This is a genomic window from Nocardia sp. NPDC050713, assembly GCF_040654315.1.
Classification (GTDB): domain Bacteria; phylum Actinomycetota; class Actinomycetes; order Mycobacteriales; family Mycobacteriaceae; genus Nocardia.
Map to the genome: position 1 here is coordinate 63689 of NZ_JBFAHS010000008.1, position 12910 is coordinate 76598.

Genomic DNA, 12910 nt, shown 5'->3' on the forward strand with positions numbered 1-12910 from the left:
CGCGACCGCACCCCGCTTCACCGGACCCGGCGTTCCCGCCGGGTCCCGGCCGCCCGCGCCGGACGGCCTGAGTGAAGGGTAGTGGCCGAAGTCACCGATCCAAAGAGGCATCGCCCTCGAGTTGCCCGACGATGACCGTGCCCGTGCCGCAACCGAATCCGTCGGCGCGGTAGGCGCCGTCCGCGCCGAGGCGAGCCTGCGGCGAGAGCAGCATGTCCGCCTCGAGCTGGCGAATCCGCTTGGCGGGCGTGCCTTCTCCGCCGAGCCGCCGGTCCGCGGGCCGCTCGTACAGCGGCGCGCCGCCGCACATGGCCTCGACGAACCGTTGCCGACCGGCCAGCTGACGCTGCTCGGCCTGGCGCTGGTACTCCTCGCGCCGCGCGGGCTCGATGGCCTGGAGGAACGCCTGCGGGTGCACCACCGCGAGCAGGCCCGAGACGTGCCCGAAGCCGAGCGAGGTCACCAGACCGGCCTTGAGCGGGAACCGCTCGCCGAAGCGCAGCGGCTCGCGCGGCCACACCAGGTGCGGGTAGGCCTGCATCTTCTCGTCGACACAGTCCAGACTCCGGTTCGGCGGCACCACACCGGTTTCCAGCACCTGGCACAGGCCGATCAGCTGGAACGCGGCCGCACCGCCCTTGGCGTGTCCGGTCAGGCTCTTCTGCGAAACCACGAACAGCGGTGCGCCTTCCGAACGACCGATCGCCCCGGCCAGCCGCTCGTGCAGCTCGGACTCGTTGGGATCGTTTGCCGCGGTGGAGGTGTCGTGCTTGGACACCACCGCGATCTCGTCCGGTGTGACGCCGAGCTTGCGCAGCTCCGCGGCGAACCGAGACTCGCGACCGCCGCGACCCGCGCCGAGCGCACCGAGGCCCGGCGCCGGGATCGAGGTGTGCACGCCGTCGGCGAAGGACTGCGCGTAGGCCACCACGCCGAGCACCGGAAGACCCATTTCCAGCGCCACGTCACCGCGGGCGAGCAGCACGGTGCCGCCACCCTGCGATTCCACGAAGCCGCCGCGGCGGCGGTCGTTGGCGCGGGAGAAGTACCGGTCGCTGATGCCCTTGGCGCTCATGGTCGCCGAATCCGCGGTAGCCGACATGTCACCGAAGCCGACGATCCCCTCGATCCCGAGGTCGTCGTAGCCGCCCGCGACCACGAGTTCGGCCTTGCCGAGCCGGATCTTGTCGACGCCCTCCTCGACGGACACCGCCGCCGTGGCGCAGGCCGCCACCGGGTGCACCATCGCGCCGTAGCTGCCCACGTAGGACTGCACCACGTGCGCGAGGGCCACGTTCGGCAGCGCCTCCTGCAGGATGTCGTTGGGCCGCGGCTCGCCGAGCAGGTTGTCGACGTAGAGCGAGCGCATCGAGGACATGCCGCCCATGCCGGTGCCCTGGGTGTTGGCGACCAGCGAGGGGTGCACCCAGCTCATCAGCTCGGCGGGGCTGAAGCCGGAGCCGAGGAACGCGTCCACCGTGCAGACGATGTTCCACAGCGCGACCCGGTCCACCGAGGCGGCCATGTCGGCGGAAATGCCCCAGATGGTGGGATCCCAGCCGGTCGGGATCTGGCCGCCGACCGTGCGCGAGAGCTTGGCCTTGCGCGGCACCCGGATCTCGGTGCCCGCCTTGCGGGTCACCGTCCAGTCGCCGGAGTCCGGCACCGCCGTGACGACGGTGTGCTCCGGATCGGCCGCGTGGAAGGCGCGGGCCTCGGCCTCGCTGCCGACCGTGAACGACAGATCCTGATCGAGGAAGACCGAGGTCATCAGCGGCGCGGTGTTGTCGAGCATGGCGCCGTCGTCCTCGTAGCGGCGGATGCCGCAGCGGGCGACCACGGCGTCGTGGTAACGCTCGGCCACTTCGTATTCCGGAACGTAGTCACCGGATTCGGCGTCGTACCAGCCCGGCTTGGGATCGTTCTCCCAGGTCACCATGCCGGTGGTCCAGGCGAGTTCGAGCACGCCCGCGGCGGAGAGCTCGTCGGAGACCTCCATCTCGAAGCGGGTGCGCGAGGAGCCGTACGGTCCGAGTTCGGCCGCGCCGACGATGACCACCATGTCGGCCAGGTCGGCGGTGACCTCGCCCCATTCGGGCACCGGCAGCGCCGAGGTCATGGTCGGCGGGGCGGGCAGGGCCGGAATGGTCGCGGCCGCGGCGGTTTCCGCGGATTCCGCCGCCTCCTGCTCGGCCGCTTCCTTGGCCAGCGCGGGCAGATCCAGCTTGGCCCTGGCCAGTCCGCCGGTCAGGTCGATCTGCTGCGGACCGGTGACCGTCACCTGACGGGCCCGCGAGGTGCACCACTTGAGCAGCTCGTCGGCCATCTCGGTGGTGGACCAGGTCTGCACGCCCGCCTTCTCTACGGCCTCGACCATCGGGTCGTTGTGGCCCATCAGGCCGGTGCCGCGCACCCAGCCGATCAGCGCGTGCACCAGGGTGACCCGCGACGACCAGGACTTCTCGGCCCGCCACTTGGCGACCACCGCGTCGAGCGCGGCCTTGGACTCACCGTAGGCGCCGTCGCCGCCGAACATGCCGCGGTTCGGCGAACCGGGCAGCACCACATGCAGTTTCGCGTCCACGTCGTGATCGGCGCCGAGCTTGGACAGCCCGCCGATCAGCCGCTCCACCGACCAGAGCAGCACGCGCATCTCCATTTCGGCGCGCGCGCCCGCGTCGGCCAGATCGCCCGCCACCCGCGGCGCCGCGAACGGCAGCAGCACGGTCGGCGTCATGGCGTCCTTGATCTTGACCTTCGCGCCGCCCGCGTTGTCGACCTGTTCGCTGCCGACCCAGTCGATCAGCGCGTCGACGTCCTGGTAGGAGGCCATGTTCGCGGGCACGACCCACAGGGCGGCGCCGTGCCTGGCGTTCTCGCGGTAGAGCTTCTTGTAGAAGCCGAGACGGTCGTCGTTCAGGCCCGAGGTGGTGACGATGACGGTCGCGCCGCCGCCGAGCAGGCGTCCGGTCACCGCCGCGGCGATGGAACCCTTGCTCGCGCCGGTGATCACCGCGATGTCGTCGGACCACAGGCCCGGCTCCTCGGTGGTGCGCGCGGCCTCGGCAATCCGCTCGTAGAGGCCCGCCAGCACCGAGCGCGCCTCGTGCTTGGCCTGCTCGCGCCACCATTCGGCCTGCGCGGCAACGGCTTCGCCCGCACCGAGGAAGCCGATGACCGAGCCGTCGGCCGTGTGCGAATCGTCGAGCAGCCACAGCCGCGCCAGATCCTCGCGCGCGGTCGCCCAGCGGTCGTCGATCAGCACCGCCTTGCGTGCGTCGAACGCGGGCGCGACCAAACGCGGCCAGTCCGAACCCAATTCGGCCGAGACCAGGTCGACCAGCGTGTCGTCGGTGGCCTCCGGCGCCGACACCCGATCACTGAGGCCGAGCTGCTCCAGGATGACCCGCGCCGCCGAGGCGAGCACGCCGTCGCGGCCGGTGATCTGCTCGGTGAACTCGCCGAGCGCCGCCGCGTCGACCGTGGCGCCGCCGCCACCGCCCGCCGTGGGCAGCGACACCGCGACACCGCGCCGGGCGGCGACGGCCTGCACGGCCGCGTCGATCGCGGCGTCGACCGAGGCCGCGTCGTTCAGCGCACCCGAGACGAGTCCGCCGAGATCGCCGCCGCGCACGCTAACGCCTTCCCGAGTGCCGAGCGAGACCTCGGCGGTGACGTGGCTGGCCCAGCCGTCGCCGAGTTCCCACACCTTCTTGACGCGCTCGGGGATCGCGGCGGGCCGCTTGCCGGACGGGCCGAACACCTTGCGCAGGTGGTCGTTGATCGAGTCGGAGAGCACCGAACCGAACGGCTTGTAGGTGCGCGCCAGCCGCTCGACGGTGGCCGAGAGCGCGCCCATGTCGGCGTCGGCCGCGCCGTCGATGGCGCCGAGCGAGAGTTCCGAGCCGAGGTCGACGAGGAGCTGGTTGCGCCGCGAGGAGACGCCGTCGCAGAGGCCCTCGATGGTGTCCACCGGGCCGATCTGGTCCAGCCGCAGCTTGGTCCACAGGGCGATGAGCACCCGGGTGGCGTCGGCGGCGGTGAACAGGATGTCGTCGGGACGGGGACCGCCCGAGCTCGCGACCGGGGCCGGTGCGGCCACCGCGGCGGGCGCGGCGGCGGCCGGGGCTGCGGTCTCGGCCGGGGTCTCGTCGGGCTCGTCGACCGGGGCGGGGTCGGTGTCGGTCGCGTAGACGACCGCGGCCTCGCGCTCGATGTTGAGCACCTCGACGGTGGCGGTGCCGAAGCTGGGCAGCTTCAGTGTCTGGCTGGCCAGGTTCGCCACGGTCGGCGTCGCGCCGAGACCGATCTCGACGAACCGCTCGACACCGAGCCCGCCGTTCTCGGCGTCGGTGAACAGCAGGTCCTGGGTCTCGATCCAGCGCACCGGACTGGCGAACTGCCAGGCGAGCAGCTCGATCAGCACCACACGGCACAGATCGGTGGGCCGGGCCGCCCAGCTGTCGAAATCGGCGAGCACCGCGGCGAGCGGTTCCGAAGGCACCAGGTCGGCGATCTCCTGGACGAAATCGCGCTCCAGCGAGAACGGCCTCGGCACCAGGTTCGGGATGTAACGGCCGACCAGCACGTCCGGCCGCAGGTCTGCGGGCAGCAGCTGCTCGAGCTTCTGCCGGAACTCCGGCACGCCCTTGCGCAGCACGGTGGAGTGGAACGGCACGTCGATGCCGGGCACCAGGATGAACGCCCGCTTGCCGCCGAATTCGGCCCGGCGGCGGTCGATCTCGGTCTCCAGCGCGTCCAGGCCCGCCACCGTGCCCGCGATCGCGTACTGCGAGCCGCGCAGGTTCAGGTTGACGACCTCGAGGAATTCGCCGGTCTGCTCGGACACGCCTTGGACGAAGCCGATCACGTCCTCGTCGGGCAGGCCGATCTGCGAGGGCCGGATGGCGGCCATCCGATAGTCGCTGCGGCCCTGGGCATCCCGCGGCACCAGCTCGTGCATCGCCGAACCGCGCTGGAACACCACCTCGAGCACCGCCTCGAGCGGCAGCACCCCGGCGACCGCGGCGAGCGCGTTGTATTCACCGACCGAGTGGCCCGCGAGCATGGCGCCCTCGACGAACGCACCCGCCTCGCGCAGCTCGGCGACCTGCGCGACGCCCAGGGTCGCCATGGCGACCTGGGTGAACTGCGTCAGGTGCAGCACGCCGTCCGGGTGCCGGTGTTCGACGCCGCGCGCCTTGAGGTAGGTCGGATTGTCGCGCACCACGGCCAGGATCGAGAAGCCGAGCGCCTCGCGGGTGTGCTTGTCGGCGCGCTCCCAGATGTCCTTGGCCGCTTTGGACCGCGACCGGGCGTCCAGACCCATCCCCTTGCGCTGGATGCCCTGCCCCGGGAAGGCGTACACGGTCTTCGGCGCCTTCGTGCGGCCGGTCGCGGTCATCACGAGATCGCCGCCCGTGCGGCAGGAGACCTCGACGATCTCGCTGCCCGCGTCGACGGCGATCCGCTCGACCCGCACGTCGATCTCCGCACCCGGACGCACCATGCCGAGGAAGCGCGTGGTCCATGCGGTGAGAGTTCGTGCGGGAACCGAGCTTTCGGGATCCACGGCGGACACCGCGTGCTGCGCGGCGGCCGACAGCCACATGCCGTGCACGATCGGGCTGCCCAGCCCGGCGAGCTTGGCGGCGTTGTCGCTGGTGTGGATCGGGTTGTGGTCGCCGGACACCGCGGCGAAAGCGTGCATGGCGCGCGGCGCGACGAGGGTGACGTCGCGGCGACGGCGGCGGGGGGTGTCGGTGGCCGACGCGGCGGTGCCCGCGGCCCGCGGCGGGTCGGCCAGTTCGCCCGCGCCGTTGCGGCCGCGGATGGCGAAGCGCTCACTGAGCCGGGCCAGCGGCACCACGTCCAGGCCCTTGTCACGCATCTCGCCGACGGTGACCTCCACCTCGACGACGCGGCCCATGTCGGTGTCGAGCACCGACTTCGACTCCGCGCGCACCACGAGAATGCTCGTGGTGCTGGGCAGTTCGCGCAGCAGCTCGATCTGGTGGTCGAGGTGCACCAAGTCGAGCATGCCCTCGATGACCGAGCGCGCGTCGCCGGTGCGGGTGGCGCCGAGCACCGCGAACACGGCGGGCCAGCAGGCGCCGACCAGCACGTCGGGCGCGGTGCGGCCCAGCGTGCTGAGCGAGGCGGGCAGACCCGAGCCGGTGACACCGGCGTGGTCGGCGATCAGATCCGGGGTCCAGGCCAGGTTGACGTGCGCCGCCGAGCCCTTGACCTCCGGCAGCGACTGCCCGGCCGCGACCGCGAGCAGCGCCGCCATGGCGGCCTCGGCGTCGGCCTCGGTGACGACCGGCGCACCGCCGTTGTAGATGGAAACGGGCACGGTGATCCGGATGCGCACCGCGTCGCTGCGCAGCAGCGGGACAGTCAGCTCGACGTAGGAGTGGTCGGCCTCCGGACCGGTGGTCTCGACCAGGGTGGCTCCGGTGCGCGGGTGCACGGCGCCCTTGCCGTCCACGGTCCATTCGGTGTGGTCGCCGAGCCGGTGCACCGGGTTCACGGTGGTGCGACCCGCCCACTCCACGTCCGGTGCGGCCAGCACCGCGTCGATCGGGCCGCTCGTCACGCCAGCAGCGCGGCGCGCGTCGATCGCGGTGGGCACCACGCCCTCGCGCACCAGCGAGTAGGCGGTGTCCTGCTCGAAGCGATCCAGCAGCTCGCCGACCGGCTCGTCCACCCGGGTGATGCCCGCGACGGACACGGTGCCGGGGATGACGCACACCTGATCGGCGGAGTAGCGCGGATCGTGCGCCTGCCACAGGGAATCCGAGCGCCACCAGCGCCGCACGTCGGCGTCGACGACCGGCACGAAGTTGACCGGCTTGCCGGGCGTCTTGCACAGCGCGATGAAGAACGGCACGTCGGCGGGGTGCAGCAGGGTCTGCTCGGCGGCCGGGTACTGCTTCTTCAGCGTGCACAAGGCGTCGACCGGGCGCTCGAACGCCTCGTCGTCGGCGAACAGCGTCGGAATCTCGCCGCGGTCGGCCGGGTGCAGCCGGGACTCGGTGCGGCGCATCATCTCCGCGAAGCGGTCGCGCCAGGTGATGTCGAGCCACACCGAACGGGTGGCGTCGAGGATGGCGTCGCCGAGGTCGCTGCCGCAGTCGAAGTCCTTGCGGCGGTCCAGGCCGACGGCCAGCTCGACGTAGCGCTCCAGCCATTCCAGATACGTCATGGCGCCGAGATCGCCGAAGTACGGCTTGGCAGTGCCATCGAGGGCCTCGATGATCTCCGCGCGCCGGGCGGCGACCGCGTCGGCGTCGCCCGCGACCTCGTCGAGCAGGCGGCCGGTGCGCGAGGCGGCGTTGTCGATCTCGTGGATGTCGGCGCCCAATTGGCTACGGCCCGAAGCCATTCCGCCGGACGCGGTACCCGCCCCGACCCAGTCCGGGGTGCCGGGGGTGTCGACGAGCAGCTGCTTGACCTCGGGTGCGGTGGTCGCTTCCAGCGTCGCCATCGCCGCGGTGCCGACCAGCACGCCGTCCAGCGGCATCACCGGGTAGCCGTGCGCCTGCGACCACGCGCCGGTGAGGTATTCCGTGGCGCGCTCGGGGGTTCCGATGCCGCCGCCGACGCAGACCACCACGTTGGCGCGGTTGCGCAGTTCGGCGTAGGTCTCCAGCAGCAGGTCGTCCAGGTCCTCCCAGGAGTGGTGGCCGCCTGCTTTGCCGCCCTCGATGTGCATGATCACCGGGTAGTCCGGCACCTCGTCGGCGATGCGCAGCACGGCGCGGATCTGCGCGACGGTGCCCGGCTTGAACGCGACGTGCGAGATGCCGACCTCGGTGAGCTCCTGAATGAGCGCGACGGCCTCGTCGAGCTCCGGGATGCCCGCGGTGACGATCACACCGTCGAACGGAGCGCCCGCGCTGCGGGCCCGCTGCACGAGGCGCTTGCCGCCCAGCTGCAACTTCCACAGGTAGGGATCGAGGAACAGCGAGTTGAACTGCACCGCGCGACCGGGCTGCAGCAGCTTCTTCAGCTCGGCGACCCGGTCGGCGAAGATCTGCTCGGTCACCTGGCCGCCGCCCGCCAGCTCGGCCCAGTGGCCCGCGTTCGCCGCGGCCGCGACGATCTTGGCGTCCACGGTGGTCGGTGTCATGCCCGCGAGCAGGATCGGCGAGCGACCGGTCAGCTTGGTGAACGCGGTCTCCACCACGATCCGGCCGTTCGGCAGCCGCACCGGGCGCGGCGCGTAGTCCGACCACGGCCGCGCCTGCTCCGGAGCCGCGCCGGGGGTCAGCAGGCTGCGCTGGCCCGGGCGGGTCGCGGCGGCGACGATGCCGACGCCACTGCCCTTCAACGTGCCGCCGGTGATACGGCTGAGCAGATCGCCGGGGCCCAGATCCAGAATCCACTGCGCGCCCGCGTCGACCATGTCGTCGACGGACTGCACCCAGTCCACCGGGTCGACCAGGATGGACTTGGCGAGCGAACCGGCCAGCTCCGCGTCCAGTCCGCACTGGGTGGCCCAGCCCGCCACCATTTCCACCGTCTCGGCCAGGGCCGGATGATGGAAGGCGACGTCGACCAGCACGTCCTCGAAGACCGGGGCGAACACCGCACCGCCGCGCACCTTCGCGTCGCGGGCACGGGTCTGCTCCTCGGAAATCTGCGTGCAGCGCTGCCGCACCCGCTCCAGCTGCGTCGGGGCACCCGAGAGCACCGCCCTGCGCCGCCCGTTGCGGATCGAGACCACCGCTGCCGCATCGGGATTCACGCCTTCGGCGACCTCCGCGACCACCGCGCGCAACTGCTCGGGATCGACGTTCGATACCGCCACCATCGGCGAACGCTCGCCCACCGGCATCAGTCCGCGCCTGCGCGCCACCAGATTGCCCGCGGCGCCGATCAACTGCGCGATCGCCAGCAGCTCCGCGTCCCGCGCGCCGCCCGATCGCACCGCCGCGGCCGCCAGCTTCCCCTGCGAGTGTCCGACGACGGCGACCGGCGCGTGCTCGGCGAAATCGAGACCCTGCAACCGCAGCGCCCGAAGCGCGGCCAGCTGCGTCAGCAGCACGCCCGGCATCGAGACGGACGCGGACCGCAGCACCTGCTCCGAAGGCGCCGCCGAGGTCTCACCCTGCTCGGTGTCGACCAGTTCGTCCTCGAGCATCCACCCGATCGGGTCGAACCCGACGGGACGGACCACAAGTAGCTGTGCCGCAACGGGTTCCAGCAGCGCGGCCGCCTCGTTGACCAACGCGGTCAGCTCCGGCTCCAGCGCGCTGTCGCGCCCGATCTCCTCCAGTTCGCCGAGCCACTGCGCGCCCTGCCCGCCGAAGGCCAGCGCGTACGGCGTCCCGTTCAGTAAACGATCGAGCAGCGGCGATCGCACGCCGGCTGCCTGCCCGGCAGTCCTGACCACCTTCGCGCTCGCTCCGGTTCCGGTCTCGGTGCTCTCGTTGATCGTCAAGACGCTTCGACTTCCTTCTCCTGGCGACATGCCCGTAGTCGACACGCCGCTTCCTATAGGTGCGCGGGTCGTCCTCGACCTCTAGGCCTGATACGGGCGAGGATGGCACAAAATCATGAGGAAATCCTCACGTTTGGCTCGTCGGCGCCCTCTTACCGCCCGGTATTTACGTACGTCCGTACCAGAATGATGAAAAACATGACCCGTCCTCATGTTTGAACCCGCTGGTCCACCCGGTTACCAACACGTATGAAACATGAGTGCCCCTCATGTTGACCGTTATCTAATCGTTATAGTCCCTGGTCGTGTTACCGGCCAGTACGACACTCCTCACAGAAGCTTCGCGATCTCGGTCAAGCCCGGTAGAGTTTGGACGGTCGTACCATCAAGCGCGAGTGGCGAAATTGGCAGACGCGCCAGATTTAGGTTCTGGTGTCCACGGACGTAGGGGTTCAAGTCCCCTCTCGCGCACAAAAACCTGGCAGATTTGCCGCATTCGCCGGATGCGTGTTCGAGCGCAGAAGGAGTCCTCGTCCAGGCGAATGGTGTCGCCGGCTGCGACAGCTTCGAGCTGGTTCAGGAGCGAGTCGACGGCCCTGCGCAACTCGGTCAGGGATACCTCGGGTTGCCATTCGGCCAGGAGAATCATCATGCCCTGGATCCGGCGAATGCTCTGGATCGGCATTGCGGCTCGTCGCGGAAGTCAGGTCTGGACCGGTACGCAGCCGGGCTCGAGTGTCGGGAGGCGCCGGGCATACGGGCTTCGTGACCGGTCGGCCGCGCAGACGGGCGCGCGTTGGCGCAACGTCCGCGCGGCCGTGGCCTCGTTGAGCCGGGCTACTACCGCACAGCGTGCTCTCGTCGCGCGGTGGCGGCGTGCCGGGGCAGCGGGATGTCGAAATGCACTGTTTGGAATCCCTCGCCGGGGGTGCGTGCGTCGTGCACCAGTCGGGCGCAGCTCTGCCAGAATTCGAGAGCGCCGGGTGTGCGTGCGTCGGTGTGCAGGTACAGGTCGTCGAATTCCGGTGTGGCGTCGACGTATTCGACCGCTGCCGCCACCAGTCGGCGGGCCAGGCCGCGCCGCTGGTGCTCGGGGCGGACATAGACGCGGAACAGCTGGGCGGTGCGTGGGTCGGGATAGCGCTCGGTCAGCCAGCGCGGGTGTGGTGGGCGCGGTCCCTGGGCGCGGATAGCCGTGGTGGCCACGATGTGTCCGGCGTGTTCGGCCACCCAGAGCCGGTTGAGCGGGTGACGCAGGTAGGCCGACTCGGGATCGATTACGTCGTCGTGGTATTCGGGCAGGTAGCCGATGCCGAAGACGTGGTAGAAGGTGTCGAGCATGACGCTGCGGGCGCCTGCCACGTCGGCGGGCCCGGCCAGGCGCACCACGTAGTCCGCGCTCACCGCTGACCGCCCAGGGCGCGGTCGAGAATCTCGAGACCTTCCACGGCGACCGGTCCTGGCCCCGTGTAACCGAAGGGCACCGCGATGATGCGGTTGTCCCGGACCGCGCGCAGTCCGGCGAATTCCGGGCGCTCCTTCAGAGCCGCGGTGGCCGACTCGGGGGTCTGCGTGCCCTGGGTGAGCAGGATGATCACTTCGGGATCGCGTTGGATCAGTGTCTCCGTGTTGGCGTCGAACTGGCGCTTGGCCACATCGCCGAAGATGTTGTCCAGGCCGAGCATCCGCATCTGGGTGGCCACCGTGCTGGTGCTGCCGTAGGCGCTGACCTTGGCACCGTCACGGGAGATGATCAGGGCGGCAGCGGGTTTCGCCGACGTGCTGGCCGGTGGGTGCTTGGCGGCGACGGCGGCCACTCGGCCGCGCAGTTCGGCGGTGGACGCGGTGGCGGCGTCGGCGGTGCCGAACAGCTTGCCGTAGAGCTCGATGTCGGCGAACACGTCGTCGAACGTGCCCGCGGCGTCGCGGCAGTAGCCGCGGGTGACCAGCAGTGGGATGTTCACCTTGGCCAAGTCGTCGGGGGTGACGGCCGCGCCCTCGTAGCTCACCACCAGGTCAGGCGCCCGGTTGATGATCTCCTCTCGCGCGAGTTCGCCGGTGGGGGCGATGATTTCGATGTTCTTCAGCGCGTCGGCGTACTGCCCGGGAAGAGGCGCGGTCTCGAAGGTGCGGGTGACGATGCGGTCCGCAGCGCCAGCGGCGGCGATGAGCGGGGCGGCGACCGAGCCGACGGTGACGACTCGGCGCGGTGGCGCGGTGAAGGTGACGTCGCGGCCGCAGCTCGAGATGGTCAGCGGGAAGCCGTCGGCAGCCGGGGTGGTGGCGGGCGCGGGGCCCCCGCAGCCGGTGAGGACGGCGGCGGCGAGCAGAGCGACCGGAAGCGCGGCACGGCGTTGATGCAGGAGACGGGTGGGCACGGGTGGTCCTTTCGAAGGGGAAATCAGTTGGGGGACTGCCGGAATCGCCGAATGAGCACCAGGAGCAGCGGGGCGCCGACCACGGCGGTGACGATGCCCAGCGGCAGCTCGCGCGGCGCGAACGCGGTGCGGGCCACCACGTCCGCGGTCACCAGGAACAGCGCGCCGAGCAGCGCCGAGACCGGGAGAAGCTGCCGGTGCGCGGAGCCGACGCACAGCCGCGCCACATGCGGCACGATCAGGCCGACGAACCCGATCGCCCCGGCGACCGCGACCACAGCCCCGACGGCGAGGGCGACGATGCCGAGCACGAGCATCCGGAACCGGACCGGCGACATGCCGAGTGCGCGTGCGGTGTCGTCACCGGCGGCGAGCACATCGAGGCGGGGCGCCAGCAGCACCAGCGTGGCGACGGTGGCGAGGGTCGCGATGGTCGTCGTCGCCACGCTCGGCCATGCCGCCGAGCCGAGCGAGCCGAGCAGCCAGAAAAGCACCGTGCGTGCGCCTTCCTGATTGTCGGAGGCGAAGATCAGGAAGCTGGTGGCGGCGGAGAACAGGTATCCGATGGTGACGCCGCCGAGCAGCAGCCGCAGCGAGGTCATCGCGCCGTTGATGCGAGCGACGGCGAACAGCAGTGCCGTCGCTCCCAGCGCACCGGCGAACGCGCTCGCGGCCAGGGCGCCGGCCGCGACGGAGACCCCGAACAGCAGCGACACCGCGGCGCCCGTGGAGGCGCCGGAGGTGACGCCGAGGATGTGCGGGTCGGCCAGCACATTGCGCACCAGCGTCTGCAAGACCGCGCCGCTGACGGCCAGCGCGGCGCCGACCAGCGCGCCGAGCAGGACTCGTGGCACACGGACCAACCACACGATGGCGTCCTGCGCCGTCGTCCACTCCGCGGTCGCGGGGAACCCGACGGTGTGGTGCCCGACGATGCGCGCGACCGTCACGGGCGGAACCGACACCGGTCCCAAGCCGGTGGCCAGAACCAGCACGAGCAGCAGCAGACCGGTGAGCCCGCCGACCCAGAGCAGGGTGTGCGCGCGGTGCCGGTCATGTCCGAGATCGTCGACGCTCATGCCCG

General features: G+C 71.0%; 4 protein-coding genes and 1 tRNA gene. 1 reads left to right on the forward strand and 4 read right to left on the reverse strand.

The features are described from left to right. Positions 1-91 precede the first annotated feature (91 nt). Entirely contained in the window at positions 92-9448 is a 9357-nt protein-coding gene (locus AB0H49_RS16900; RefSeq protein ID WP_357252259.1) for a fatty acid synthase subunit beta domain-containing protein, read from the reverse strand. Between the two features lie 389 nt (positions 9449-9837). On the opposite strand from AB0H49_RS16900, the gene AB0H49_RS16905 reads away from it, so the two are divergent. After that, positions 9838-9919: transfer RNA gene (locus AB0H49_RS16905), tRNA-Leu, on the forward strand. 369 nt (positions 9920-10288) lie between these two features. On the opposite strand, the gene AB0H49_RS16910 is transcribed toward AB0H49_RS16905, so the two are convergent. From AB0H49_RS16910 to AB0H49_RS16920, 3 genes are read right to left on the reverse strand one after another with little or no spacing between them, the layout of a single operon-like run. Then, entirely contained in the window at positions 10289-10852 is a 564-nt protein-coding gene (locus AB0H49_RS16910) for a GNAT family N-acetyltransferase (RefSeq protein ID WP_357252262.1), read from the reverse strand. Continuing rightward, positions 10849-11826 (reverse strand): ABC transporter substrate-binding protein, encoded by a 978-nt coding sequence (locus tag AB0H49_RS16915; protein ID WP_357252265.1) that lies wholly within the window; start codon positions 11824-11826, stop codon positions 10849-10851. The genes AB0H49_RS16910 and AB0H49_RS16915 overlap by 4 nt, the downstream gene beginning before the upstream one ends. Positions 11827-11849: 23 nt before the next feature. After that, positions 11850-12905 (reverse strand): iron ABC transporter permease, encoded by a 1056-nt coding sequence (locus tag AB0H49_RS16920; RefSeq protein WP_357252268.1) that lies wholly within the window; start codon positions 12903-12905, stop codon positions 11850-11852. Between the last annotated feature and the right edge of the window lie 5 nt (positions 12906-12910).

What these genes read in the sequence shown, in the direction of transcription:
- AB0H49_RS16920 (WP_357252268.1), bottom strand. Translation starts at nt 12,905, where the DNA reads ATGAGCGTCGACGATCTCGGACATGACCGGCACCGCGCGCACACCCTG.